Below are 25350 nucleotides of genomic sequence, written 5' to 3'. Positions count from 1 at the left end.
CTTGCCGGACTGGTTGCTGACTCCACCCGCCAGCGCCGGATGTAGTCGGTGACGGCGCTGTAGCCGCCGCGGTAGCCTTGGGCCTGTATCTGAGCAAACAAGGCACGGCCGCTGCGCCGTCCATGCTTGGGGCGATGGCTGTCGGTTGTGAGCGCTTGATGCAGGATCGGCTCGAACGCAGTTAGCTTGCCATCGAGCTTCACCCGCTCGTACTTCGGGGCAACATCGCCGGGCGCCTTGAGCCACTTCTTGACCGTGTTGCGCGACAGGCCCGTGCGCTTTGCGATCTCGCTGAGGGAGAGTTGGTCGCGCAGCCTCATGCGCCTGACCTTGCCAATCATGTCCATGGTGATCACCTTGAATCCCCTGCTGAAATTCTCAGCAGGTCAGTGGAACACCCTGGTCAATATTGGATTGGCACTTTGCGGTTTAGCTGGTCAAGATTGCATCGGCACCAACACGGGGATTCCGAGCTTGAACCGTCACCCGCCGCATTGATGGGCGAAACAAAAAAAGAAAGCGCCCCTTGGAGCGCTTTCTTTATCTACTAGCGACCAGCCTGCAAAAACGTCAACAGAGTAGAAGTCTCATGCCTTTGGTCTTCAGGCTCCCAAAGGAGCTTGCAGTCTTGGATCCGCCAGGACTTCGCAGGGAAGTCGACAAATTCCCAAGTCACCATCGAAACATAGGAGGTTTCGGAAGAGCCGAAATTCCCGCTCTCCAACACCCCCAGCACGGGCCCATCCGCCGTCAAGACGATTTGACCAGGCAATACATCGTTAGCTCGGCCAGCGACTGCTCCTAGGGATACTCGGAGATCGCCCGGCGGCAGCCTGCAGGCGAATTTCTTCATGTTCTCCTCCGACACCCTCGCCACAGTCAGCTTTTCATCCAGCGCTATGAAGGTTCCCCCACCACCCAGAGGGACGCGGCTGACGCGCACGTAAAGCGTCGCATCGGTGTCGAGAAATGAGACCACCGAGCCCACAGCAACCTCGGAGAGGAGGATCGGGTTCAGAGCGTTGATGGCGTAGATGTGAGGCACTTGAACTCCCGAGTGTTTCGGGGGAAGGAATAGTACCGGACTCGTGGTGAACATCAGTCAAAGATGTCACCGCAACCACTGCGGGGTGCGGAAGTATCGCCAGTGTTGTTTTTCGTACATTTTCCGTGCAACAGACAACGAGCGCAAAACTGCTATTTTTTATATAGCAATAAATCATTATCCCTACTGAGATTCCTGCTCCTGCAGTTGCCTCCACATGACCTTGCCGCTGCCGCTCTTGGGAAGTGCGCTCACCAGCTGCACGATGCGCGGCACCTTGTACACCGCCATGTTCTCGCGGCACCAATCGATGATCTGCTGCTCGGTCGTGTCCTGGTGCGTGGCGCGCAGCACCACCACGGCCTTGACGGTTTCGCCCCGGTAGCTGTCCTTGGCGGCAATGATGCAGGCCTCCTGGATGGCGGGGTGGCGGAACATCAGCGCCTCGACCTCGGCCGGCCAGACCTTGAAGCCGCTCGCGTTGATCATTCGCTTCAAGCGGTCGGTCAGGAAGAAATAGCCGTCCTCGTCCATGCGCCCCAGATCGCCCGAGCGGAAGAAACGCTTGCCTTCGAACTCGATGAAAGACGAAGCCGTGGCATCGGGCCGCTTCCAGTAGCCCTCAAACACCTCGGGACCATGGATGACGATCTCACCTTGCTCGCCCACCGGCACTTCCTGGAGCGTGTCGGGGTCGATCACACGCGCATCGGTCCCCATGAAAGGGATACCCAGGCACTGCTGCTTGGGATGGTCGGGCGGGTTCGAATGCGAGGGCGCCGCCGTCTCGGTCAGGCCATAGCCTTCCGAATAGCGCAATCCGTACTGGTCCAGCAGGCGCTGCGCCACGGCCTGCGGCATGGCCGCGCCACCGCCGCCGATATAAACCAGGCTCGACAGGTCATAGCTTGCAAAATTCGGACTGCCCAGCAGGTCGATGACCATGGTGGGGATGTTCGTCCAGTTCGTGACCTGGTAGCGCGAGATGAGGCGCCCGGCCAGGTCCCGGTCCCAGCGGGGCATGATCACCAGCGTGGCCGCACAGTAGATAGAGGTGTGCATCACGCTCACCATGCCGGTGATGTGGAACATGGGGACCACCGCCAGGGTGACGTTGTCCACCGAGCCCGTGCCCCACAGGGCCCCGGCCGCAGCGTTGTGCATGATGCTCTTGTGCAGGTGCATGCAGCCCTTGGGCAGGCCGGTGGTGCCGCTGGTGTAGGGCAGCAGCGCCAGGTCGTTGGGGCCCACCACCAGCTCCGGGGGCGCATCCTTGCAGGCCACGGCATCCATCCAGGCATGGGCCTGGCCGCCCTCCAGTGCGGGCAGCGGGTGGCGTGTGCCCAGCCATTCCCGCCAGGCCTCGGGCGGTGCATCGGCACCCGCCACATCCACATCGAACGCATCGCTGAACTGCGCCACCACCAGGTGCGCCAGGCGCTCGGCCTGCGGCAGCGCATTGCTGGCCTTGGCCATCTCGGCAGCCAGGTCACCCGTGGTGAAGGCCACCTTGGTATCGGGGTCGGTGATGTAGTGTTTGAGCTCTTCCGCACGGTTCATGGGATTGACCGGCACCACCACCGCGTTGGCCCGCAGGATCGCAAAGTGCGCCATCACCAGCTGTGGGCAGTTCTGCATGCACAACACCACGCGGTCGCCGCGCTGCACGCCCAGGCCCACCAGCCGCGCCGCCAGGCGCTCGGCGCCTTCCATCAACTGCCGATAGCTGAGCGACTGGCCAAAGAACACCAGCGCCGTCTTGTCGGGATAGCGGCGGGCACTGATGGCCAGGTTGTCCCACAGCGAGGTGGACGGCAGGGTGATGGACTTGGGCAGGCGGCGGGGCCAGAACTTGTAGTGAGGGCGCATGGAGCAGGGATTCCTTTGAAGAACACAGCCTAGTTCGCATAGTGCCCCACGGCATTGGGGATGGCACTGATGGTGCGTCGCGAATGTGACGCCGAGGTACCCGTCGAACGCGGCGCAGTGGCCACAGGCTGGCGGCGCAGCGCCAGCGCCTCCTGGGCAACTGTGATTGAGATGCGTCGGCTACCATCGTCGCCACGCCGCTTGTTCCTCCTACCTACCAAGACTCGACGACATGCTGACCCTCGTCTACTACGCCCTGATGCTCCTGGTCGGATACTTCTTTTACCGGTACGGACAGAGGTTGCTCAACCAGGGCTTGCGCGGCGAGAACGATGAGTTCACCAAACCACCTGTCGGGCCCATCGGCTTTTTGCTCGTTGCCGGTTTGGGTTGCTACCTTTTGTTCGAAGCCCTGCGCGCAGTGGTGCTGCGCGAAATTCCGTGCGTTGGAAAGGGCTGCACCGGGCAGGTCTACACCCTGGCAGAGCATTCCGGCCAGTACTGGGCCAACCTGTTTTTTGTGGCGTGGATGGTGCTCGCCCTGGGCTACACGATGTACGTGACGATCAAGATCTGGACCAGGGGGTAAGGCGCAGGCCGCCACCCGGGCCATCAACTATTGACCTGCGCCCACAGCTTGTCCAGCCGCTTCACGCTGACCGGCTGGGGCGTGCGCAGCTCTTGCGCGAAAAAGCTCACGCGCAGTTCCTCCAGCAGCCAGCGCAACTCCTGCATGCGCGCATCCACTGCGCCCTTGCGCTCGGCCACCAGGCGCCAGTAGCGCTGCTCTTGCGGGCGCAGCTCGGCCAGCTTGGCGGCGTCGCGGGCGGGGTCGGCGCGGTATTTTTCCAGGCGCAGCGTGATGGCCTTGAGGTAGCGGGCGTAGTGCGCCAGTTGCGTCCACGGGGCGGCGGCGATGAAGTTCTTGGGCACCAGGCGTTGCAGCTGCTGCTGCGCATCCTGCGTGGCCTCGGGGGCGTTTTTGGTGTCCTTGATCTTGCGGGCGGCGGCTGCGTATTCGGTGAGGATGGTGGAGGCCAGGCGTGCGACCTCGTTGGCGATCAGCGTGAGGCGGCCCCGGCCCTCTTCCACGCGGCGCTTGAAGGCAAACTCGTCGGTGGGCAGTGGGTCGAGCAAAAACGCACGGTCCAGCGCCACATCGATGATCTGGGCGCGCAGTTCTTCCTGTGTACCCAGCGGCATGAACGCCACAGCCATCTTCTGCAGGTCGGGGATGTTCTTTTCCAGGTACTTGAGCGCGTCCTTGATCTGCAGTGCAAACAGGCGGCGCAGGCCTGCGCGGTGTTTGGCGGCTGCGACCTCGGGCTCGTCGAAGACTTCGATCGTCACGGCGTCGCCACCATCAATGAGTGCCGGAAAGCCGATCAGCGTCTGCCCAGCCTTCCTGATCTCCATGAGCTCGGGCAGCTCGCCGAATGTCCAGGTGGCGTAGCGCTGGCCTGCGGGGGCCGATGGCGTGGCGTTGGCTGGCTTCGTGGGCTGGGCGGGCTGTACCGCGCCTTTTACTCCTGATTTAATAGCTGCTTGCGCTTTACCATCAAGCGCTGGTGGCATATTTGAATCAGATTTCACACCCTCTGCCGCTGCCCCCCCAAGCTTGAGCCCCGCCAGCGCCTGGAACGCACCGCGCGCCTTGGCGCCCCACTCGGCCTTGAGCGCGCCCAGGTTGCGGCCGTGGCCCAGTTGGCGGCCGTGCTCATCCACCACGCGGAAGTTCATGAACAGGTGCGGGCTGAGCATGTCGAGCTTGAAGTCGGCACGCTTCACGTCGAGCGAGGTTTCATCGCGCACCTGCTTGAGCAGCACATCGGTCAGGCTGCCGGTGCCAAACCGCTCGGGCGCACCCAGCAATTCGGCCAGGCGCGTGGCGCTGTCGGGCAGCGGCACGAAGCGGCTGCGCGGGCGTTGCGGCAGGCTCTTGAGCAGGGCCTGGATCTTGTCCTTGAGCATGCCGGGCACGAGCCATTCGCAGCGTTCGTCGCTCACCTGGTTGAGCACGAAGAGCGGGATGGTCACCGTGATGCCGTCGCGCGCATCGCCGGGCTCGTGCAGGTAGCTGGCGGCGCAGTCCACACCGCCCAGGCGCACCGTCTTGGGAAATGCGTTGGTGGTGATGCCTGCGGCCTCGTGGCGCATCAGCTCGTCGCGGGTGAGTTTGAGCAGCTCCGGTTGCTTTTTTGACTCCTCGCGGTACCACGCCTCAAAACTGTGGCCACTGCACACCTCCGGCGGCAGTTGCTGGTCGTAGAAGGCGTAGATGAGTTCGTCGTCCACCAGCACATCCTGGCGGCGCGACTTGTGCTCCAGCTCTTCCACCTTGGCAATCAGCTTCTGGTTGGCGGCCAGAAACGGCAGCTTGGTCTCCCAGTTGCCGCCAACCAGCGCTTCGCGGATGAACACCTCGCGCGCGGCGTGGGGGTCTACCTTGCCAAAGTTCACGCGGCGGTTGTTGTAGACCACGATGCCATACAGCGTGGCGCGCTCCAGCGCCACCACCTCGGCAGATTTCTTCTCCCAGTGCGGGTCGAGCAGCTGCTTGCGCAGCACATGCCCGCCAATCTGCTCCAGCCACTGCGGCTCAATCGCCGCAATGCCCCGGCCAAACAGGCGCGTGGTCTCCACCAGTTCCGACGCCACGATCCAGCGGCCGGGCTTTTTGTTCAGGTGCGCGCCCGGGTGTTTGTAGAACTTGATGCCACGTGCGCCCAGGTACCAGTCTTCCTCGTCGCTTTTGGCGCCCACGTTGCCCAGCAAACCGGCCAGCATCGACAAATGCAGTTGCTCATAGCTCGCAGGCTGGGTGTTGATCTGCCACTTGTGCTCGGTGACCACGGTGAGCAGCTGGGTGTGGATGTCGCGCCACTCGCGCAGGCGGCGGATGCTGATGAAGTTCTGGCGCAGCAACTGCTCGTACTGGCGGTTGCTGAGCTTGTGGGTGGCAACTGAGGCGGCTGGGGCTGCTGTAGAGGCGGCAGGCGCTGTCGCAGGGCTGCCACCACCGCTGCGCTGCGCCACCGGCAGGTAGGCCTGCGAAGGTGCCTTCTGCGCGGCCATGGCTTTCTGGGCACGGGCCGATGGCAGGCTGGGCGCCCCGCCCCGGGCCTCGTTGATCCATTTCCACAGCTTCAGATACCCGCTGAATTCGCTTTTGTCGTCGTCGAACTTGGCGTGCGCCTGGTCGGCCTGCTGCTGCGCCTCCATGGGGCGGTCGCGCACGTCCTGCACGCTGAGCGCACTGGCAATCACCAGCACCTCATCGAGCGCCTTGCGGTCGCGCGCCTCGATGATCATGCGGCCCACGCGCGGGTCCAGAGGCAGGCGCGACAGTTCCACGCCCATGGGGGTCAGCTCGTTGGCGTCGTCCACCGCGCCCAGTTCGGCCAGCAGTTGGTAGCCGTCGGCAATCGCGCGACCCGAGGGCGCCTCGATGAACGGGAACTGCGTCACATCGCCCAGGTGCAGCGACTTCATGCGCAGGATCACGCCTGCGAGCGATGACCGCAGGATTTCGGGGTCGGTAAAACGGGGGCGGCCATTGAAACCGGCCTCGTCGTACAGGCGGATGCAGATGCCGTTGGCCACGCGCCCGCAGCGGCCAGCGCGCTGGTTGGCGGCGGCCTGGCTGACCGGTTCGACCAGCAGTTGCTCCACCTTGCTACGAAAACTGTAGCGCTTGACGCGTGCTGTGCCTGCGTCAATGACGTATCGGACCCCTGGCACGGTGAGCGAGGTCTCGGCCACGTTGGTGGCCAGCACGATGCGGCGGCCCGTGTGTCCATCAAAAATGCGGTCCTGCTCGGCCTGGGAGAGGCGTGCAAACAGCGGCAGCACCTCGGCATTGCGCATCACGGGCTGGTGCGACAGGTGCTTGCGCAGGTGGTCGGCGGCCTCGCGGATCTCGCGCTCGCCGGGCAGAAAGACCAGGATGTCGCCCGCTGCATTGCCCTGCCAGAGTTCGTCCACGCCATCGGCAATGGCTTCGTTGAGGCCGTAATCGCGGCTCTCCTCAAAAGGGCGGTAGCGCTGCTCCACCGGAAAGGTGCGGCCCGACACCATGATGACCGGCGCTGGGCCCTTGGCGCTCTCGAAATGCTTGGCAAACCGGTCGGCATCAATCGTGGCGGACGTGACGATGACCTTGAGGTCCGGCCGACGCGGCAGGAGCTGGCGCAGATAGCCCAGCAGGAAGTCGATGTTCAGGCTGCGTTCGTGCGCCTCGTCGATGATGATGGTGTCGTAAGCCTTGAGCAGAGGGTCGGTCTGCGTCTCGGCCAGCAAGATGCCGTCGGTCATCAGTTTGACGGAGGCATCCCGGCTCAGGCGGTCCTGGAACCGCACCTTGAAGCCCACCACATCCCCCAGCGGCGTGTTCAGCTCTTCGGCAATGCGCTTGGCCACGCTGCTGGCGGCAATACGGCGTGGCTGGGTGTGGCCGATGAGCTGGCCTTTTTGTCCAGGCTTTGCGTTGCACTTGCCCCGGCCCAGCGCCAGCGCAATCTTGGGCAGCTGTGTGGTCTTGCCCGAGCCGGTTTCACCACACACGATGATGACCTGGTGCTTGCTGATGGCCTCCATGATCTCTTCGCGCTTGCCCGAGACCGGCAGGGACTCGGGAAAAGTAATACGCAGCGGCGCAGTGCGCGGGGCGGTTGGCAAGGTATGGGGAGGCGCGGATTCGGTCATGAAGGGCTGCATTATCCGAGCCGGGCGTTGGCCGCGTGCAACACGGGCCATGCGCACGGTTGCCAGCCCTGGCGGGCAGCTTCCACAATCGCGCCTCTTGACCATCGCCCGACGATGTCTCCGGCCCCCCAGGAATGACCGAATGCCCCCGCAGACATCTGCCCAGAAACGCTTTGACGACAGCCGCTCCGTCCCGCCCACATCGCAACCACGCCGTGACTGGCTGGCATGGGCTGGCACCGCAGCGCTGACGCCCCTGGTGCCCCTGCTGCCGGGTTGTGGCGGCAGCGGCAATGCCTCTCCCACCATGACGGCAACCATTGCCTGGGGACGCACCGAAATACGCCAGGCCATGCAAGGCAGCGAGGTGCGGGCCGTGTCCATCGCACTGATGCACGGCGACCGTATCGTCTGGCAAGAGGCCTTTGGGGCGCTGGATGAGACCTCGGCCACGCCCGCAACACCGGATACACGCTTCAACGTCGGCTCCGTCAGCAAGGTGCTCGCTGCGCTGGCCATCATGGTGCTGGTGGACCGCAGGCTGGTGCAGCTGGATGCGCCCGTGGTGCGCTACCTGCCACAGTTCACGATGCTGTCGGAGGGCTACCGGGACATCACGGTCCGGCACCTGCTGAGCCACGCTTCAGGGCTGCCGGGCACCTATTCCCACAACCTGTTCGCCTTTGCGCCGCTGCCAGGGTATGCGGCGGAACTGGAGGCGGCCATGGCCAACGTGCACCTCAAGCACACGCCCGGGGCCATGGCGGTCTACTGCAATGACGGCTTCACGCTGGTCGAGCGCATCGTGCTCTCGGTCACCGGGCAGGCCTACCCGGCGTTCGTGCAGTCAGTCATCCTCAACCCGCTGGGCATGGCCCGCTCGGGCTACACACTGCAGCCCTTGCCCAAAGGCAGCTTCGCCCACGGCTCCATCCGCAACGCTCAGCAGGGCCAGGAATTCGTGATGGGTTACGCCACGGGCGGGCTGTGCACCACGCCCGGCGACATGATGAAGCTGGCCTCCATGCTCATCCATGGCGGCGAACACGATGGCCAGCGCATCGTGTCCAAAGCCGGCGTCCTGGAAATGGGCAGCGAGCAGAACCAGGGCCTGCGCATCAATCTCAACCCCGACTGGCGCTGGGGCCTGGGCTGGGACAGCACGCGGCAGCAGGGCCTGGGCGCCGCGGGTGTCCTTGCGTGGCAAAAGAGTGGCGACACCATGTTCTACGCCAGCGACTTCTACGTGTTGCCGCAGGCGGGCATGGCCCTGCTGCTCACCGGCAACGCGCCCGGCTTCAAGCCCGGGCCCATTGCCGAAGGCATTCTGCTGCGCGCCTTGCGGGAAACCGGCCAGCTGCCCGCGCTGCCATCCAAGGTATCCACCGCCATCCCGGCGGCGGCAACCTCTTCTTCAAGCGCTGTGGACGCCATGCTGGGCATCTATGGCCGCTCATCCAAGCCGCTGAAAGCCCTCTCACCCGACAGCCAGCAGATCGACCTGTGGGTCTGGTCGGCACAGGCGAAGGACTGGACCCCGCTCTGCGCGGGGCTGCGCCTGCGAAGCGACGGCTGGTGGTGGTCGGAGGCCCAGCCCGGCACCCAGTACCGGTGGGAACAGGCCGAAGGCCACCGCTACCTGCTCTCGCGCGAACCCGCCGCAGCGGGGCACTACTGGGTCACCATGCCCATGGGGCAGCAGATGCCTGCCGCTGCCACCCCGCTGCCCCCGCAATGGGTCGCGCGGATGGACAGCACCTGGCTGCTGGCGAACGAAGCGCCCGAGTCCATTCCACGGGCCCTGGGTGTGGGGGCGGTCGCCCTCCGTGAGCTGCCCGAACTGCCCGGTTATCTCTTCTGGGACGACAGCCAGTTCCTGCTGCCCCTGTCGTCGGACCGGGCCGGCATGACGGTGCAGGTGCCGCTCAACGACGGCCGCGATCTGGTGGAACTGGTCGTGGAGACGCGCGACAAGGAAGAGTGGATGCACGCGGCTGGCTGGACCTACCGCCGCCAGGGCTGAGCACAGCCCGCTCCGCCCTTCCACAGGGTTCGGCGAGGCGCTCGCCCGTCCACTGTTCTTTTCATGCGACACATGCAGGCTTTTGCGGGCCCCTCGGCTTGCCAAGCCCCAGGCACCTCGCCACAATTCGCGCTTCTTTCAGGCCTGTGCCCGCCGCAACGGCAGCCCCTGAAAACACTGGAGGTCACCGCTATGTTTGTTCCCTTGTTCGCTCCCGCCTGACCACAGTCCACCGCCCCGGCTGGACTGTGTACGCACTGTCCAGCCTTGGCCCCCCGGCGCCCTCACGCGCTCCGCAAGCCCTGGCTCCATTGCCGGGGTTTTTTGTTTGTGGAGTGCACATGAGTGCCAAAAAATTGTCTCGGGCCTACGCCCAGGGTGAAATCAAAAAGCTGCACCGCATGAAGCAGCCCCTGGTCCTGCTGCTCGAAGCCTCGGGCCCGCCCCGAAACCCTGTGGCCGCCGCGCTGGCCCAACGCAGCCTGTCGAGTGCGGCAGGCAAGCACATCCGAACCCGTGGGGCCCAGCGCCGCGCGGACAACGTCGCCCTGCGCAAGGCGATCCGGAACCCCTTTTTGAACGATTGAGATGAACCCCTTCAACAACCCTGTGCCGCCACACCCGCGGCATCCCATCCCGCACGCGGCCCCGGCCGGTGTGCGCCCCCTGGCTTCCACACCGCAGCCGGCCCCCGTGCGGGCGCAACCGGGCGAGCCGGCCAGAGCCCCAGCCAGCCGAGCCGAGCTCGCCCAGCGCCAGCAGGCGTTGACCGACGCGGCGCTGCAACTGAAGGCCGAGCTTTTTGGCATCGACGACGTGATCGACCGTGTGATCGATGCCATCCGCGCCTGGTATGTGCTGCCCCAGCTCATCACCCGTCCCGTCATCGTCTGCCTATGGGGCCTCACGGGCACGGGCAAGACGCAGCTCACGCGGCGCCTGGCGCAGCTGCTGGGCTTTTACGACCGTTTTGTGGAAGTGCAGATGGACGGCTTCAGCCACGGCGCGAGCTACCGCAGCTCGTCCATCTCGGGCATGCTGGGCGACTCCGGCATCCACGAGGGCGCGCCGGGCATGCTGGTGCTGGACGAATTCCAGCGCTTTCGCACGGTGAGCACCAAGGGGGAGGAGGTCAAGGTGGAGCGCTACCAGGATGTCTGGACGCTGCTGTCCGACGGGCGCCTGCCGCCCGCGCTGAGTGCCCTCACCAACATCGAGCGCAAGCTGGCCGACGCGCACTACGAAGCCGAACGGGCCGACGACAACGAAGATGAGCGCGCTGGCAAGAAACCCTACCGCTTCCAGCTCGACGCCTGGGATGCGCAGGAGCTCAAGCGCATGCTCAAGCTCTCGGAGCCCCTGGCCGAGATCATGCAGTGGCCGCCCACACAGGTGCAGGCACTGTTCACACGGTTTCAGCAATCGCTTTCGTCCTGGGAGACCGACTACAGCAAGCTGCTGGTGTTCGTCTGCGGCAACCTCGACGAGATGTACCACGAGACCGCCCAGCGCGTGGAAGACTGCGACACCGATGCCGACATCTTCCACCGCCTCACGCGCAAGCTCTCGCTCATCGACGTGAAGAAAGCACTCTCCGAGCGTTTCAAGCCCGAGCAGATCGCGCGGCTGGGCAACGAGCATGTGATCTACCCCTCGTTCAACAAGGCCACCTACGAGCAGCTCATCCGCAACCTGTGCACGCGGTACTGCGACGACATTGCCGCCCAATGCGGCGTGCGCTTTGCCATCGGGCAGGACGTGTTGGATGAGCTGTATGCCAACGCGGTGTTTCCGGCGCAGGGCACGCGGCCGTTGTTCTCGTCGGTGCACGCGATCCTGAGCGCCAACCTGGTCAACGCCGCGCTGTGGGTGCTGGAGCAGCAGCTGCCCCTGGCGCAGGACTTTGCCATCGCGCTGGCAGCGGACAAGTGCCATCTGGTGGTGCATGGTCTCGGTGGCCAGGGCGATGTGCAGCAGGCGCAGTTTGGGGTGACTCTGGAGCTCAACCGCCTGAAGCAGCGCGCCAATGCCGACTTCCGCGCCTTGCTGGCGGTGCATGAAGCGGGCCACGGACTGGTCTACTGCCTGCTGTTCGGCCAGGCCCCGCAGGAGGTGAAGATCAACATCGCCTCGTTCGAGGGCGGCTACAACAGCTTCGCGGGCCTCAAGGTCACCACCCGGCAGAACGCACTGGACATGATGTGCGTGGGCCTGGCGGGCCGCGTGGCCGAGGAGCTGGTGTTTGGCGAAATGGCCTGCACGACGGGCGCCGAGCAGGACTACAAGCAGGTCACGGCCGAAGCGGCGCGGTTCATCCGCCACCATGGCTTTGGCACGCGCCTGTCCCGAACCGACGTGACGGTGGAGCTGGACAACCACCTCAACACCGACGTGGAACCCAGCAACGCCGCCATCGAGGAACTGCTGCAGTCCCAATACCAGCGTGCCAGCACCCTGCTGGGCCAGCACCGGGGGGCCCTCACCCGCCTGGTAGAGGCACTGATGGACCACGGGATGATCGCCCAGCCCGAGATGCAGGCGCTGATGGCCCAGAGTGGCGTGGCCATTGCGGTGGCAGCCCACACGGGGCCTGACGAAGCCCTGATCCTGGAGCCCTTTGCGGCCCGGCTGGCCGCGTTTCAGCAACAAACCGGGGGGCAGCCGGCACATGCCCCAGACAGCGAAAGCCCTGCATGCTTATGATGCGCGACTTGGCGGCCATACCGGGCCGCCTGTTGTTGCCGGTTTTTCCTTCGTTTCAAGGCCCGCCCCACCGCACCCTCCGCCATGTCCGCTGTCTTCAACTTCACCTTCGTCCCCTGGTTCCGCTCGGTGGCGCCCTACATCCACAAGTTCCGCAACCAGACCTTCGTGATCGGGCTCACGGGGGAAGGCATTGCGGCGGGCAAGCTGCACAACATCGCGCAGGATCTGGCGCTGATCCAGGCCATGGGCGTGCGCATCGTGCTGGTGCACGGCTTTCGCCCGCAGGTGAACGAGCAACTGGCGGCCAAGGGCCATGCGGCGAAATACTCGCACGGCATCCGCATCACGGATTCGGTGGCGCTGGACTGTGCCCAGGAGGCTGCGGGCCAGCTGCGCTATGAGATCGAAGCCGCGTTCAGCCAGGGCCTGCCCAACACGCCCATGGCGGGCGCCACGGTGCGGGTGATTTCGGGCAACTTCCTCACCGCGCGTCCCGTGGGCATCATGGACGGGGTGGATTTTCAGCACTCGGGCCTAGTGCGCAAGGTGGATGTGGCAGGCATCCAGCGCACGCTGGACATGGGTGCCCTGGTGCTGCTGTCGCCGTTTGGCTTCTCGCCCACGGGCGAGGCTTTCAACCTGAGCATGGAAGAAGTGGCCACCAGCGTGGCCATTGAGATGCGCGCGGACAAGCTGATCTTCTTGAGCGAGGTGCAAGGCATCCGCATGAAACCGGAAGAGCCCGAGAGCGAAGACAACCCCATCGACACCGAGCTGCCACTGGCCGCCGCTCAGGCCCTGCTGGCCACGCTGCCCACGGCGCAGACGCCCACCGACACGGGCTTTTACCTGCAGCACTGCGTAAAGGCCTGCAAGGCCGGCGTGGAGCGCAGCCACATCCTGCCGTTTGCGGTGGACGGGTCGCTGCTGCTCGAGGTGTATGTGCACGACGGCATCGGCACCATGGTCATCGACGAAAAACTGGAAGAACTGCGCGAGGCCACCATCGACGACGTGGGCGGCATCCTGCAGCTCATCGAGCCCTTCGAGAAGGACGGCACCCTGGTCAAGCGCGACCGCACCGAGATCGAGCGCGACATCGCCGCCTACACCATCATCGAACACGACGGCGTGATCTTTGGCTGCGCGGCGCTGTACCCCTACCCCGAAGCCAAGACGGCCGAGATGGCTGCCGTCACCGTCTCACCGCAAAGCCAGGGCACGGGTGATGGTGAAAAACTGCTCAAGCGCATCGAGCAGCGCGCCCGCGCCGCCGGGCTGGACAGCATCTTCGTGCTGACCACCCGCACCATGCACTGGTTCATCAAGCGTGGTTTTCAGAGCGTGGACCCAGACTGGCTGCCCGAAGCCCGCAAGCGCAAGTACAACTGGGACCGCAAGAGCCAGGTGCTGGTCAAGAAGCTGTAGTCACTAGAGAGAGGCCGAGCAAATCAGCCGCGGCGTTGCTTGAGCCCCCAAAAAAACATAAACAGGCCAAGCAATGCAAAAACCATCGCGGGTCCGTACTGCCCGGCCGCAAAGTAGGCCAAATGAAACACGAAGCCGACCTTTCCACCATACGGTGGCGCTCATGGGTCAATCACCAACCACACACCCAGAGCAACAAACACGGCGCCAATAGCTGTGGTGAGTACCCACGCAAATTTGCCAGGTACTTTTGCTGCGTGCGTCATGGTGTTCTCGCCCCTACTATCTAAGTACGACGATATTACTGTGCGCTCCACTATCGATTCAGGATCGCCGTGGCCACGGCGCGCGCCACTTGCGCAATCGCCGCATCGCGCTGTTCCGGCTTGGCCGTAGACCGCGTGAGGTAACACGTCACCAGCACCGGTGCGCCACCAGCCGGGGGCCACAAAACCGCCACATCGTTGGCCGTGCCACTGTCGCCCGCCGTGCCCGTCTTGTCCCCGACTTTCCAGCCTGGCACACCCGCGCGCAGGCGCTTGTCGCCCGTGCTCGTATCTACCAGCCAGCGCTGCAGCCACGCGCGCGACGGGGGGGTGAGTACATCACCCAGCACCAGCTTTTGCAGTGTCTGCAACATTGCGAGCGGCGTGGTGGTGTCGCGAGGGTCCCCCACCTTGGCTTCGTTCAACGTGGGCTCGGTGCGGTCCAGCCGTGTGATGCCGTCGCCCAGTGACCGCACAAAGGCCGTGAACCCCGCCGGGCCGCCGTGGCGCGCCAGCAGCACGTTGGCGGCGGTGTTGTCGCTCAGGCTCACGGTGGCGGCGCACAGCTCGCCCACCGTCAGGCCGCCGCCGTCGCCCGCACGGGGGCCGCTGACGGGCGAATACGCCACTACATCGGCCGCCGCGTAGTGCACGCGGGCATCCAGCCGCTCCTTGCCCTGGTCCACCAGCGCCAGCATCCAGCCCGCCAGCACCGCCTTGAAGGTGCTGGCCATGGCAAAACGCTCGTCCTGGCGCCAGCCGAGCGCCAGGCCCGAACCGGTGTCCAGCATGGCCACGCCCAGGCGGCCCTGGGCGAAGTGTTCGATGCCGGCGAGGGTGTCATTCCATTGGCGGGCCGTTGCGTCCTGGTTCGCCGCATTGCTGGCAGCCGCGCAACCCCAAAGAGGCATGGCGGTGGCGGCCATAAAACCCAAGGAAAACTGTCGTCTTTGCATATGAAATTGAGGGGTGAGTTGAAGCAAGGCTCGAACGATACGGATATCTCCCCCCCGGCACCATCGATAATAATTGCCGCCAGACCCCAGAAAAACTTATGCATCTACCTCTCAATGCCCTGCGCGCATTCGAAGCCTCGGCGCGCCACCTGAACCTCACGCGGGCGGCCCAGGAGCTGCACGTGACCCAGACCGCCGTGAGCCAGCACATCCGCAAGCTCGAAGAACGCCTGGGCAAGCCGCTGTTCCGCCGCCTGCCGCGTGGGCTGGCGCTGACGGACGAGGGGCAGGCGCTGCTGCCGGTGGTGACGGAATCGTTCTCTGGCCTGGAGCGCGCCCTGGAAAAACTGGGCGACACCCGCCCGCGCGAGGTGTTGACCGTGGGCGCCGTGGGCACCTTTGCCGTGGGCTGGCTGCTGCCCCGGCTGCGCGACTTTCAACAGGCCTGCCCCTTTGTGGACCTGCGCCTGCTCACACACAACAACCGGGTGGACATGGCGGGCGAAGGGCTGGACTGCGCGATCCGCTTTGGCGACGGCGCCTGGCATGGCACGCATGCCGAACGCATCATGGACGCGCCCATGTCCGTGATGTGTTCGCCCGCGCTGGCCCGCGGCCTGCGCTCGTCGGTCGACCTGGCACGGCAGTCGCTGCTGCGCAGCTACCGCACCGATGAATGGGCGGCGTGGTTCGAGGCCGCTGGCGCCCCCTGCCCCGTGGTGCGCGGCGCGGTGTTCGACTCGTCCCTCACCCTGGCAGAAGCAGCGGCACAAGGCGCCGGCATGGCGCTGCTGCCGGTGAAGATGTTCACGCGCGAACTGCAGCAAGGCCGGCTGGTGCAGCCCTTTGCCCAAGAACTGCACCAGGGCGCCTACTGGCTCACGCGGCTGCAGTCGCGCCCGGCCACGGGCGCCCTGGTGGCGTTCAGCGACTGGCTCAGGGCCCAGGCCCGCATGGCGTCGGAAGAAATATGAAGGAAACTGGCCTCCAGCGCTTGTTCATCAAGCGCAAATAGCTATCAAAACAATAGCATTTATATCCCATCAGGCCACACGACGCCGAGGCCCCGCCGCCACCATCAACGCCGCCGCCAGCACCAGTGCGCCACTCAGGATGTAAAGGCTCAGGCTGAAGCCGCCCGTGGCCGACTTGATGGCCCCCACCATCACCGGTGCCACCACACCTGCCGTGCCGCCCAGCGTGGTGATGAGTGCAATGCCCATCGCCGCAGCGTCCTTGGCCAGCAGGCTGGCGGGCACGGCCCACAGCACCGCGAAGGCGCTGGACACCCCCATGGCCGACAGCGACAGGCAGGCCACGGCCGCCCAGGGGCTGTGCATGAACAGGGTCGTCAGCGACAGCCCCACGGCCCCGAGCACCGCGCCCACGGCAAAGTGCCAGCGCCGCTCCTGGGTGCGGTCCGAATGCCGCGCCACCACCAGCGTGGCAGCGATGCCCAGCGCCGCCGGAACCACCGAGTAGAACCCGATCTGCAGCACCGACAGCCCCATGGACTGCAGCAGGGTTGGCTGCCAGAACGACATGGCGTAGATGCCCAGGATCACCAGGAACGAGATGAACCCCAGCAGCCACACCTGCGGGTTGCGCAATGCGCTGCCAAAGGACTGCGGCGCGCCGCCACCGATGGCTTGCTCCCGCGCCAGATCGCGCCGCACCTGGGCTTTTTCTTGCGATGTGAGCCAGCCGGCCTCCTCGGGGCGGTTGTCGAGCCAGCGATAGGCCAGCACGCCCAGCAACACGCACGGCAACCCCTCCACCACGAAGAGCCACTGCCAGCCGCGCAGGGACAGCGCGCCGTCCAGGTACGTCATGGTCAGCCCCGCCAGCGGGCCCGCCACAATGGGTGCCGCCCCGTAGGCCATGAAGAACAGCGCCGTGGCCCGCGCACGCTGCTGCGCCGGGAACCACAGCGTGAGGTAGAACAGCACGCCGGGTGCAAAGCCTGCCTCGAAAACCCCCACCAGAAACCGCAGCACATAGAACTGCGTGGGCGTGGTGACGAACAAGGTGGCCGCCGATGCCAGACCCCACAGCGCCATGATGCGCAGCAGCGTGGCCCGCATGCCCACACGCGCCAGCATCACATTGCTGGGGATCTCGAACAGCGCGTAGCCGATGAAGAACACCCCGGCCCCGAGGCCGAAGACCGCATCGCCGAAGCCCAGGTCGGCCTTCATCTGCAGCTGCGCGTAGCCGATGTTGGTGCGGTCCAGGTAGTTGAAGATGTAGCAGACGAACAGCAGCGGTATGAGCCGCCAGCTGATCTTGCGGTAGAGCGCGTGGGAGCTGGTGTTCTCGGTGGCAGCGGATGCCGCCGCAGCCGCGCCATAGGTGGCCGTGTTCATGGGTTGTCTCCTGGGTTTGTTCTTGTCGCGTGGCGCACCGGCAGTGCGCAGGCGTCACACGCGCTGCAGCTGTCCCGACTCGGTGGCGCCCCAGAGGTGGCCCGTGGGCGCGCCCGGGAACAGCCAGTGCGGCGAACATTCGCTCGACGGCACCACGTTGCTGAAGCCGTGCGACGCCGAGGTGCCCGCGATGGTCTTCTCCAGCACCATCGAGAGGTACTGGTCGTTGCTGTTTTCCTGCGTGTTGCCGTTCAGGACCACCTCGGCCCCGGTCGCCTTGGCAAAGCGGCGGATGGCGTTGTGGCGCGAGACCTCGGGCGCCCAGCTGTCGGCCGAGACGCCGTTTTCGCTGCTCACACGCAGGCCGTCCGGCACGCGGTACACCAGCGAATGGTTGCCCTCGGTGTGACCGGGCGTGTGCACCAGCGCCACGCCCCGGCCCAGCTGCACGCTGCCGTCGAATGGCACGATGCGGTCGCCGGCCACGCCGCGCAGGCCGTCGGGGCAGTACCAGTCGGCCTGGGTGGGCAAGAGGCCCGCCACGCTCGCCAGCTCCTGCCGGTGCACCAGCAGGCGCGCGTTGGGCAGCAGGCCGGGCCCGCCGCCCGTGCCCAGCCAGCGCCGCAGGTTCTGCGTGTGCAGGTGGTCATAAGTGATGTAGTCGATGCGCTCGGGCGCCACGCCCACGCTGGCCAGGGCATCCAGCACGGTGCCATAGATGGGCGCGATGGTGCTGTGCAAGAAGGCCGGCGTCTGCTCGCTCAGGCGGCGGAAGTACGGCGTATCGCGCCCCGTCTCGTGGTCTGCCGGCGTGAACAGCAGGTGGCGCAGCTGCCCTCCGAAATCCTCGAACTGGATGAGTACCGTGCGCGCCAGCAGATGCACCATGTGCGGCTTGAGCAGCTGCTGCGAATACACACCGCTGAACGCATACCAGGCCGGATAGGGAATGCGCAGCAGGTCGAAGCTGCGGGCGTAGCGCACGGCCGGCTCGTCGAGGAACCGCTCGCGGAACTGCGCGCCGCTGCGGCGCAGCGCGCGCAGGCGGTCCTGCGGCGACGGCGCGCTGCGGGCGCTGTCGAAGTCCGTGACCGCCACCAGGGTGGAAGGGGCGTTGTCTCTTTTCATGGAGTTCTCCTGGAGAAGTAGGCTGGTCAGTAGAGCGAGCGCCCGCCCGAGATGTCGAACACCGCGCCGGTGCTGAATGAGCAGTCGGCCGAGGCCAGCCAGGCCGCCATCGCAGCCACTTCATCGGGCAACACGAAGCGGCCCATGGGCACGCGCGCAAGCAGGTTCTGGCGCAGCGCGGCCTGGTGCTCGGCCGGTACGGCATCGAACACCGCCGTGTCGGCCGCCGAGGGGGTGATGGCGTTGACCAGGATGCCCGGCGCCGCCAGCTCCTTGCCCAGCGACTTGGTGAGTGCGATGAGCCCAGCCTTGGACGCGGAGTACGCCGCATTCAGCCCGTTGCCTTCCTTGCCCGCCACTGAGGCGATGTTGACAATGCGCCGCCCCAGGCCGGGCGGCTGGGTGCCAGCCAGGTCCCGCAGCATGCGTGGCACCACGGCCCGGCAGCACAGAAAGGCGCCCGTGAGGTTCACCTCCATCACCTGGCGCCACTGCGCCGGGGTGTGTTCCCACAACGGCGCCAGCGGGCCCAGCACGCCGGCGTTGTTCACCAGCACGGTGATAGGCCCGAGCGCCGCCTCGCTGGCCTGGGCGGCCGATTCGACATCGGCCTCATGGGCCACATCCACCCGGGCCGTGTGGATGCGGGCGCTGGCATCCAGCGGGGCCCTGGCGGCCTGGAGCGCCTCTGTGTCGCGGTCCCACAGGGACACACTGGCGCCATCGGCCAGAAAGCGCCGGGCAATGGCCAGGCCGATGCCCTGTGCGCCGCCGGTGATGACCGCGTGGTGACCCGAGAGCGCCGAGCCCGTCGTCATGCGGCAGCCGCAGTGGTTTCTGGTTGGCGCCCTGAAGCTGCGGGCGCACTGGTGGGCCCCGCCGCCAGGAGCGAGCCCACAATGGCCGGCAGCTGCGCGGGCGGCACGCCGGCCAGCAACTGGCGCAGCATGGTCATCGAGTCGAAGTACACGCGCTCGCAAACCAGGCGCTCGCCCTCAAAGATGAAGAGCGCAATCATGCGGCAGCGGAAGCTGTTGCCCGTGGGCGGCAGGTTGCCCAGCGGGCCCCGGTGGGTGCCCAGCAGCCAGAACTCCACGATCACCGCGTCGTCGGTGTGGCGCAGCTGGATGATCTCGTGCCGCTGGTCCGGGAAGGCCTTGCGCGAGGCCAGGTAGTAGGCACGCACCGCCTCGTTGCCGTCGTGCACCTCGCCGGTCGGAATCAGTTCGTAGTGCGGGTGCGGAAAGGTGTCCAGCACCGCGTCGAAGTCCTGGCGGGTCTCGTCGGCAAAATGGTCCAGCACGGTCTTCTCCCGCAGGGCCTGCAGGGCGGTCTGTGGGGCTGGGGAGGTGGTGGCAGTCGTCATCGTGGGTTCCTTGGTCTAGGTGGTGATCTGCGCGTTGCATCGCAGTACAGCCATCGACTATCCGCAGCCCTCCCTTCGCAGACTGTCTGTTGTTGGCAATTGCGGCCCCGGACAAACCCGCACAGGCCTTCCGCCCCGCCCCCGCATGCGGTACACCGTGCCACCCACCTTGATCGCTCGTCTCAGCTCGCCACCACGCACAAGCCCGCCATCCACCCCATGCCCCTGCGCACGCCCCCGCCCCGCTCTCCCACCTTGTCCCCCGACGCGCCCCACGCGCTCACCGCCCCCGACGCGCCCCACGCGCTCACCGCCCCCGACGCGGCCAACAGATTGCGCCTGCCGGACGATGTGCAGCTGCAACTGCTGCAGGTGGCGCACCACAAGCAGCTGCAGCGCGGCGATTCGCTGTTCCTCAAGGGCTCGGCGCCCGATGCGCTGTTCGGCGTGGTCAGCGGCTCGCTGCGCGTGAGCGTGGTGGCCCCCGGCGGGCGCGAGGCCGTGATCGCCGTGCTGGAGCCCGGCCACTGGTTCGGCGAGGTGTCGCTGTTCGTAGGCCGCGAGCGCGTGTACGACACCTGTGCGGTCGATGCGGCCGAGATCGCCGTGGTCTATGCCGACGACTTCCACCACCTGGTGAACACGCAGCCTCAGGTGCACATGGCGTTTACCAGGCTGGTGTGCATGCGGCTGCGCCAGGCGTTGGCCTGGATCGATGACGCCATCCTGCAGCCGCTGCCCGTACGGCTGGCGCACCGGCTGCTGACGCTGGACGCGCGGCCCGAGGCTTCGGACGGGGCGACCACGCTGGCGGTGTCGCAGGAAGACCTGGCCTTCATGCTGGGGGTGTCACGGCAGAGCGTGAACCGGCAGTTGAAGCTGTGGGAAGACGAGGGGATCTTGCGGGTGGGGTATCGGGTGGTGGAGGTGATGGATCGGGGAAAGCTGGAGGGGTGTGTGCAGGATGGGGGGTGATTTGATCCATATGGGCCGCTAGCGCCCATTCAGCATGCGCTGTTAGCTATTAAAAAATAGCTACCAGCCCTGCTAAACAAACCCCAGCGCTGCAATATCCACCCCGTCCACCTGCCCCGCATCCAGAAACTCCTGCCCATACCGCAGATACACCCCCTCGCGCACGAACACCTCGAACAGGTCTGGGTCGATGTGCCCGTTGTCCCGCATCCTGCGCATGATGGCCAGCGCCTCTGACAGGGTCATGCCACTTTTATAGGGCCGGTCTGCCGCTGTCAGCGCCTCGAAGATGTCGGCAATGCCCATCATGCGGGCCTGCAGCGACATCTGCTCGCGCGTGAGGCCACGCGGGTAGCCCTTGCCATCCATGCGTTCGTGGTGGCCGCCCGCGTACTCGGGCACATTCTTCAGGTGCCGGGGCCAGGGCAGCGTCTCCAGCATCTTGATGGTGGCGACGATGTGGTAATTGATGGTGTCGCGCTCCGCCTGGTTCAAGGTACCCGCACGGATGGTGAGGTTCTCGACCTCTTCGGCCGTCAAAAAGCTGGTCTGCACGCCCTGCGGGTTGCGCCAGTGGCGGATGGCGGCAATGTCGCGCACGCGCTGCTGGTCTTCGGGCCGCATGGCTTCGCTGCCGGTGTTGCAGTGGCGCAGAAATTTGCGCTCCTCTTCCAGCGTGTGGATCTCCTGCTGCAGGCCCTGCAGTTCCTGGCCTTCGGCCCGCGCGTCCACCACGGGGCGCAGCGCCAGCTGGCGGCGCAGCGCGGCCAGCTCGGCGTCGCGCTTGAGCACTTCAAAGCGCGTGTCCACCAGGCCGATGCGGTCGTAAATCGTCTGCAGCTTGGTCGCCTTGTCCACCACGTGCACGGGCGTGGTGATCTTGCCGCAGTCGTGCAGCAGGCCCGCCATCTTGAGTTCGTAGCGGTCCCGTTCGGTCATCTTGAAGGCTGCCAGCGGGCCTTGCGCCGTGCGATCCACGGCCTCGGCCAGCATCATGGTGAGAGCTGGCACACGCTGGCAATGGCCGCCGGTGTACGGCGATTTTTCGTCAATGGCCAGGTTGATGAGGTTCACAAACGACTCGAACAACCGTTCGAGCTGGGTGATGAGCAGCCGGTTGGTCAGCGCAATGGCGGCCTGCGAGGCCAGCGATTCGGCCAGGCTCTGGTCGGCCTGTGAAAAGGTGATGACCTCCCCCGTCTGCGGATCGCGCGGGTTGATGAGTTGCAACACGCCGATCAGCTCCCGGTCATGGTTCTTCATCGGCACCGTGAGGAAGGATTGCGAGTGGTAGCCGGTGCGCAGGTCAAACGCACGGGTCCCCGAGAAGTCAAACCCTGCCGCGCTGTAGGCATCTGCGATGTTCACGGTGCGGTCGTGAATGGCGGCATGCGCGGCCACCAGAGAGTCGTTGGGCGCACCATCGGCTGTACGCAGGGGCAGCAGCGGAAGGTCGATGGGTTTGCCCGTGGTGCCCCCGAGGCGGATGCCCAGGGAGTCCGTGCGCAGGATCTCGAACTTGAGGGCCGACTGGTCTTCCGTCACGCTGTAGAGCGTGCCGCCGTCGGCGCCGGTGATGGCCTTGGCCGCCTCCAGGATGTTCTCCAGCAGCCGGTCGATATCCCGCTCGCGCGAAAGCGCCGCGCCGATGCCGTTGAGCTGTTCCAGCCGGCGAAACAGGTCGATCGTGGATTCCTTGCTCATACAACCACCTTGGTGCAGCGTTGGCGACACCACATCGTAACGAAAGGTGACCGCTATCATCACCCCCTTCCCTCCACAAGTCGCTGCTTCAGGCACTCCATTCGTGCACTCGGTCACACCCCGCTTTCTCACCGTCGCCCTCTACCAGTTTGCCGATCTGCCCGACTGCGCCGCATTGCGTGCGCCGCTGCAGGCCCTGTGCGACGAGCGCGGCGTGCGCGGCATGCTGTTGCTGGCGCCCGAGGGCATCAACGGCACCATCGCGGGCGAGCCAGCGGATGTGCTGGCCGTACTGGCCTGGCTGCGCAACGACCCGCGCTTTGCCAACCTGCAGCACAAAGAGGCGCCTACCGAGCGCCAGCCGTTCTACCGCATGCGCGTGCGGCTCAAGCGCGAGATCGTGACCCTGGGGGTACCCGGCCTGAATCCCGCCCGCAACGCGGGCACCTATGTGAAGCCCGAGGACTGGAACGCGCTCATCGACGACCCCGGTGTGGTGGTAGTGGACACGCGCAACGACTACGAGGTGGGCATCGGCAGTTTTGAGCGCGCCATCAACCCGCACACGAAGAGTTTTGCGGAGTTTCCGGCGTGGGTGGCCGCGCAATCGCAGCCTGGCGGCGTGCTGGCTGGGAAACCCCGCGTGGCCATGTTCTGCACGGGCGGCATCCGCTGCGAGAAGTCCACCGCCCTGCTCAAATCGCAGGGGTTCGAGGAGGTCTTTCACCTCGAAGGCGGCATTCTCAAGTACCTCGAAACTGTGCCCGAAGAGGCCAGCCGCTGGCATGGCGACTGTTTTGTGTTTGACGAACGTGTGTCGGTAGGCCACGGCCTGGCACCCGGCCACCACCAGCTTTGCCGGTCGTGTCGAATGCCACTGGGCGAGGCCGAATTGCACTCGCCACATTACGTGCGCGGCGTGAGCTGCCCCTATTGCCACGGCACGCGCACACCCGAGCAGGAACGCGCGCTGGCAGAGCGGCAGCGCCAGATGGACCTGGCAAACCAACGCGGACAGGCGCACATCGGCGCGCGGCAACCGGGCAACCCGGCGCGATCCAGCTCCAGAGACGACGAGAGTGATCACGAGGACGAATCCGCGTGAGCGCCCTGCCCGTCCTTTATTCCTTTCGCCGCTGCCCGTATGCCATGCGCGCCCGGCTGGCGCTGGCCGTGAGTGGCCACGTGTGCGAGTTGCGCGAGGTGGTGCTGAGGAACAAGCCACAAGGTTTGCTGCAGGCGTCGCCCAAGGCGACGGTGCCTGTGCTGGTGCTGCCCGACGGCAAGGTGCTGGAGCAGAGCCTGGACATCATGCAATGGGCATTGGCCCGAAACGACCCTGCCGGCTGGCTGGCCCCGAGCCACGGCGACGTGGAAGACATGCTGGCATTGGTGGCTGAATGCGACGGCCCCTTCAAGCAAGCACTGGACCGCTGCAAATACCCCAGCCGCTACCCCGAGGCCGACACCGCCCTGGCCCGCACACAGGCCGTGGAATGGCTGCACGGCCTGGAGACACGGCTTGCCCAACGCCCCTTCCTGTTTGGCGACCACGCCGCCCTGGCGGACATGGCCATTGCCCCCTTCGTTCGGCAGTTTGCGGGCATTGACGCCGCATGGTGGGATGCCCAACCCTGGCCACACCTTCAGACCTGGCTGGCGCAGTGGCAGGTGAACGGCCTGTTCGAGAGCGTGATGCACAAGCTGCCGGGATGGGTAGATGGAACGAAGGGGGTGCCTTTCCCATTCCTGGAGGATGGTAGATAACCAGACAGGGACACCCGATGTGCAAACGCGCCCCTTGCACTGCAACGTCCCGTTGTCCTACCCGTGCCACTGTGTTCTCGGACAAGGATGGGTATCCACCACTGAAAGTACGAGATGACCGATCCCCGCAACATTGCGCACGACAAGAAGGTTCAGCAAGCGAAGCAGCACAACAACGAGGAGATCGCCCCGGGCGCTGACAAGACACCTCAGCCGGGGAAGAAGACTCCCATGGAGCACCATGCCTCTGACATCCCCAAGGTGCCCGACGAGGCTGCACCCGTGCCCACGGAAGAAAAGCCATTGAAATGAGGCACCGGGACGTCAGGCCGCACCGCCCGACACCTTGGTTCAGCAAATGAAAAAGGCGCTCCAACGAGCGCCTTTTTTAGTCCATGGCGAGCCAGGGGCATCACGCCATTGAGTAACCCGAGCCCCCCCCGGCTCCCACCATTCTTCAAGGCACGCACCAGCAGCACCAGCAGCACCAGGCCAAAACCCACAAAACAGATAAAGGACCAGTTGGCAATCGAGCCACCGAGGAACGTCCAGTCAATCGCTGTGCAATCGCCCGAGCCCCGGAAGATCATCGGAATGGCGCGGCTGATGGGGTAGTTTTCGATCATTCCGTAGAAGTCACGGCCGCAGGTGGCGATTTCGGGGGGATACCACTGCAGCCAGCTCTGGCGGGCCGCTACAAAGGCGCCAAACCCGGCCGCGATCACCGCCAACACCGCCCAGGTCATCCACCAGCCTTTTTGCCCCCTGACGCTTGCCAGACCTGTAAAGATTGCTATACTAATGAGAGCATAGCGCTGCACGATGCACATGGGACAAGGCTCCAGGCCCACCACATGCTGCAGGTACATGCCAAAAGCCAGCATCGCCACACAAGCCACGCTGATCAGTGCCAGCACGCGGCGCGGGGCCTGATCGATCCAGTTCAACACCATCATTCTTATCCCTCATCCAATAGCCATTGCAAACGGTGCCGCCTCCGAAACGGGCGCGGCCCATGCCAGTGCACCCGTGGATCTGGCTCCGCCA

General features: G+C 65.5%; 20 protein-coding genes and 1 pseudogene. 10 read left to right on the top strand and 11 right to left on the bottom strand.

What is annotated here, in order from left to right; all coding sequences use genetic code 11:
* A partial coding sequence (locus ARADN35_RS0109845) for a helix-turn-helix domain-containing protein (RefSeq protein WP_029413819.1) occupies positions 1-347 on the bottom strand: 347 nt, incomplete at its 3' end.
* On the opposite strand from ARADN35_RS0109845, the gene ARADN35_RS28195 reads away from it, so the two are divergent.
* Complete coding sequence (locus ARADN35_RS28195; protein WP_159103186.1) at positions 346-498, top strand: hypothetical protein; 153 nt, start codon at positions 346-348, stop codon at positions 496-498. The genes ARADN35_RS0109845 and ARADN35_RS28195 overlap by 2 nt on opposite strands.
* Positions 499-547: 49 nt before the next feature.
* On the opposite strand, the gene ARADN35_RS0109840 is transcribed toward ARADN35_RS28195, so the two are convergent.
* Positions 548-1045 carry a hypothetical protein gene (locus ARADN35_RS0109840; RefSeq protein ID WP_010461549.1) on the bottom strand — a complete coding sequence of 166 codons (498 nt, stop codon included), beginning with the start codon at positions 1043-1045 and terminating at the stop codon, positions 548-550.
* Positions 1046-1228: 183 nt separating this feature from the next.
* Complete coding sequence (locus ARADN35_RS0109835; RefSeq protein ID WP_010461546.1) at positions 1229-2914, bottom strand: long-chain fatty acid--CoA ligase; 1686 nt, start codon at positions 2912-2914, stop codon at positions 1229-1231.
* A 232-nt stretch (positions 2915-3146) separates the two neighbouring features.
* On the opposite strand from ARADN35_RS0109835, the gene ARADN35_RS0109830 reads away from it, so the two are divergent.
* The gene (locus ARADN35_RS0109830) at positions 3147-3503 is read left to right on the top strand and encodes a hypothetical protein (protein ID WP_010461544.1); all 357 of its coding nucleotides are present in this window, start codon (positions 3147-3149) and stop codon (positions 3501-3503) included.
* Positions 3504-3526: 23 nt separating this feature from the next.
* Here the strand turns inward: ARADN35_RS0109830 and hrpA are convergent, their stop codons facing one another.
* A complete protein-coding gene (hrpA, locus tag ARADN35_RS0109825; protein WP_425265715.1) occupies positions 3527-7669 on the bottom strand; it encodes an ATP-dependent RNA helicase HrpA in 4143 nt (1380 codons plus the stop codon).
* A gap of 91 nt (positions 7670-7760) precedes the next feature.
* Between hrpA and ARADN35_RS0109820 the strand changes: the two genes are divergently transcribed.
* The 4 genes from ARADN35_RS0109820 to argA all read left to right on the top strand — a co-directional run bounded on the left by ARADN35_RS0109820 (position 7761) and on the right by argA (position 13775).
* Positions 7761-9641: a serine hydrolase domain-containing protein gene (locus ARADN35_RS0109820; RefSeq protein ID WP_010461540.1), complete on the top strand. Its 1881-nt coding sequence runs from the start codon at positions 7761-7763 to the stop codon at positions 9639-9641.
* A 341-nt stretch (positions 9642-9982) separates the two neighbouring features.
* On the top strand, positions 9983-10228 hold the full coding sequence (locus tag ARADN35_RS0109815; RefSeq protein ID WP_010461533.1) for a hypothetical protein: 246 nt from the start codon (positions 9983-9985) through the stop codon (positions 10226-10228).
* 1 nt (position 10229) lies between these two features.
* On the top strand, positions 10230-12344 hold the full coding sequence (locus ARADN35_RS0109810; protein WP_010461532.1) for an AAA family ATPase: 2115 nt from the start codon (positions 10230-10232) through the stop codon (positions 12342-12344).
* An 84-nt stretch (positions 12345-12428) separates the two neighbouring features.
* The gene (gene argA / locus ARADN35_RS0109805) at positions 12429-13775 is read left to right on the top strand and encodes an amino-acid N-acetyltransferase (protein WP_010461531.1); all 1347 of its coding nucleotides are present in this window, start codon (positions 12429-12431) and stop codon (positions 13773-13775) included.
* Between the two features lie 316 nt (positions 13776-14091).
* On the opposite strand, the gene blaACA is transcribed toward argA, so the two are convergent.
* Entirely contained in the window at positions 14092-14997 is a 906-nt protein-coding gene (blaACA, locus tag ARADN35_RS0109795; protein WP_029413817.1) for an ACA family class A beta-lactamase, read from the bottom strand.
* Between the two features lie 98 nt (positions 14998-15095).
* On the opposite strand from blaACA, the gene ARADN35_RS0109790 reads away from it, so the two are divergent.
* Complete coding sequence (locus ARADN35_RS0109790) at positions 15096-15971, top strand: LysR family transcriptional regulator (protein ID WP_010461529.1); 876 nt, start codon at positions 15096-15098, stop codon at positions 15969-15971.
* Between the two features lie 69 nt (positions 15972-16040).
* On the opposite strand, the gene ARADN35_RS0109785 is transcribed toward ARADN35_RS0109790, so the two are convergent.
* Genes ARADN35_RS0109785 through ARADN35_RS0109770 form a run of 4 tightly spaced genes read right to left on the bottom strand, consistent with a single transcriptional unit; the run spans position 16041 to position 19857 of the window.
* Positions 16041-17363, bottom strand: coding sequence for an MFS transporter (locus ARADN35_RS0109785; RefSeq protein WP_010461528.1), 1323 nt, complete (start codon positions 17361-17363; stop codon positions 16041-16043).
* 54 nt (positions 17364-17417) lie between these two features.
* A complete protein-coding gene (locus ARADN35_RS26155) occupies positions 17418-18491 on the bottom strand; it encodes an MBL fold metallo-hydrolase (protein WP_010461527.1) in 1074 nt (357 codons plus the stop codon).
* Positions 18492-18517: 26 nt separating this feature from the next.
* Positions 18518-19309, bottom strand: a complete 792-nt coding sequence (locus ARADN35_RS0109775) for an SDR family NAD(P)-dependent oxidoreductase (protein WP_010461526.1) — start codon at positions 19307-19309, stop codon at positions 18518-18520.
* Complete coding sequence (locus ARADN35_RS0109770; protein WP_010461525.1) at positions 19306-19857, bottom strand: ester cyclase; 552 nt, start codon at positions 19855-19857, stop codon at positions 19306-19308. Before ARADN35_RS0109770 ends, ARADN35_RS0109775 begins: the two co-directional genes overlap by 4 nt.
* Before the next feature lie 219 nt (positions 19858-20076).
* Between ARADN35_RS0109770 and ARADN35_RS0109765 the strand changes: the two genes are divergently transcribed.
* Positions 20077-20832 (top strand): Crp/Fnr family transcriptional regulator, encoded by a 756-nt coding sequence (locus ARADN35_RS0109765; RefSeq protein WP_010461524.1) that lies wholly within the window; start codon positions 20077-20079, stop codon positions 20830-20832.
* A gap of 72 nt (positions 20833-20904) precedes the next feature.
* Here the strand turns inward: ARADN35_RS0109765 and ARADN35_RS0109760 are convergent, their stop codons facing one another.
* Positions 20905-22536 (bottom strand): GAF and HD-GYP domain-containing protein, encoded by a 1632-nt coding sequence (locus tag ARADN35_RS0109760; RefSeq protein ID WP_029413816.1) that lies wholly within the window; start codon positions 22534-22536, stop codon positions 20905-20907.
* A 103-nt stretch (positions 22537-22639) separates the two neighbouring features.
* Here ARADN35_RS0109760 and trhO point away from each other — a divergent pair, with 103 nt between their 5' ends.
* Both trhO and ARADN35_RS0109750 read left to right on the top strand, forming a co-directional pair.
* A complete protein-coding gene (gene trhO / locus ARADN35_RS0109755; RefSeq protein WP_010461522.1) occupies positions 22640-23641 on the top strand; it encodes an oxygen-dependent tRNA uridine(34) hydroxylase TrhO in 1002 nt (333 codons plus the stop codon).
* Entirely contained in the window at positions 23638-24303 is a 666-nt protein-coding gene (locus tag ARADN35_RS0109750) for a glutathione S-transferase (RefSeq protein ID WP_010461521.1), read from the top strand. The genes trhO and ARADN35_RS0109750 overlap by 4 nt, the downstream gene beginning before the upstream one ends.
* A gap of 434 nt (positions 24304-24737) precedes the next feature.
* On the opposite strand, the pseudogene ARADN35_RS26150 reads toward ARADN35_RS0109750, so the two are convergent.
* Positions 24738-25256, bottom strand: a pseudogene (locus ARADN35_RS26150) (disulfide bond formation protein B); the annotation flags it as partial.
* Positions 25257-25350 lie beyond the last annotated feature (94 nt).

The sequence above is a fragment of the Acidovorax radicis N35 genome (assembly GCF_000204195.1).
In the GTDB taxonomy this organism is placed as follows: domain Bacteria; phylum Pseudomonadota; class Gammaproteobacteria; order Burkholderiales; family Burkholderiaceae_C; genus Acidovorax; species Acidovorax radicis.
Note: the sequence above shows the minus strand (reverse complement) of the source record. Positions and strands in the feature narration are given on the sequence as shown.

What these genes read in the sequence shown, in the direction of transcription:
- ARADN35_RS0109765 (WP_010461524.1), top strand. Translation starts at nt 20,077, where the DNA reads ATGCCCCTGCGCACGCCCCCGCCCCGCTCTCCCACCTTGTCCCCCGAC.
- ARADN35_RS0109810 (WP_010461532.1), top strand. Translation starts at nt 10,230, where the DNA reads ATGAACCCCTTCAACAACCCTGTGCCGCCACACCCGCGGCATCCCATC.
- ARADN35_RS0109785 (WP_010461528.1), bottom strand. Translation starts at nt 17,363, where the DNA reads ATGAACACGGCCACCTATGGCGCGGCTGCGGCGGCATCCGCTGCCACC.
- ARADN35_RS0109790 (WP_010461529.1), top strand. Translation starts at nt 15,096, where the DNA reads ATGCATCTACCTCTCAATGCCCTGCGCGCATTCGAAGCCTCGGCGCGC.
- ARADN35_RS0109820 (WP_010461540.1), top strand. Translation starts at nt 7,761, where the DNA reads ATGCCCCCGCAGACATCTGCCCAGAAACGCTTTGACGACAGCCGCTCC.
- ARADN35_RS0109815 (WP_010461533.1), top strand. Translation starts at nt 9,983, where the DNA reads ATGAGTGCCAAAAAATTGTCTCGGGCCTACGCCCAGGGTGAAATCAAA.
- argA (WP_010461531.1), top strand. Translation starts at nt 12,429, where the DNA reads ATGTCCGCTGTCTTCAACTTCACCTTCGTCCCCTGGTTCCGCTCGGTG.
- ARADN35_RS0109835 (WP_010461546.1), bottom strand. Translation starts at nt 2,914, where the DNA reads ATGCGCCCTCACTACAAGTTCTGGCCCCGCCGCCTGCCCAAGTCCATC.
- ARADN35_RS28195 (WP_159103186.1), top strand. Translation starts at nt 346, where the DNA reads ATGGTGATCACCTTGAATCCCCTGCTGAAATTCTCAGCAGGTCAGTGG.
- ARADN35_RS0109775 (WP_010461526.1), bottom strand. Translation starts at nt 19,309, where the DNA reads ATGACGACGGGCTCGGCGCTCTCGGGTCACCACGCGGTCATCACCGGC.
- ARADN35_RS26155 (WP_010461527.1), bottom strand. Translation starts at nt 18,491, where the DNA reads ATGAAAAGAGACAACGCCCCTTCCACCCTGGTGGCGGTCACGGACTTC.
- blaACA (WP_029413817.1), bottom strand. Translation starts at nt 14,997, where the DNA reads ATGCAAAGACGACAGTTTTCCTTGGGTTTTATGGCCGCCACCGCCATG.
- ARADN35_RS0109760 (WP_029413816.1), bottom strand. Translation starts at nt 22,536, where the DNA reads ATGAGCAAGGAATCCACGATCGACCTGTTTCGCCGGCTGGAACAGCTC.
- ARADN35_RS0109770 (WP_010461525.1), bottom strand. Translation starts at nt 19,857, where the DNA reads ATGACGACTGCCACCACCTCCCCAGCCCCACAGACCGCCCTGCAGGCC.
- ARADN35_RS0109830 (WP_010461544.1), top strand. Translation starts at nt 3,147, where the DNA reads ATGCTGACCCTCGTCTACTACGCCCTGATGCTCCTGGTCGGATACTTC.
- hrpA (WP_425265715.1), bottom strand. Translation starts at nt 7,669, where the DNA reads ATGGCCCGTGTTGCACGCGGCCAACGCCCGGCTCGGATAATGCAGCCC.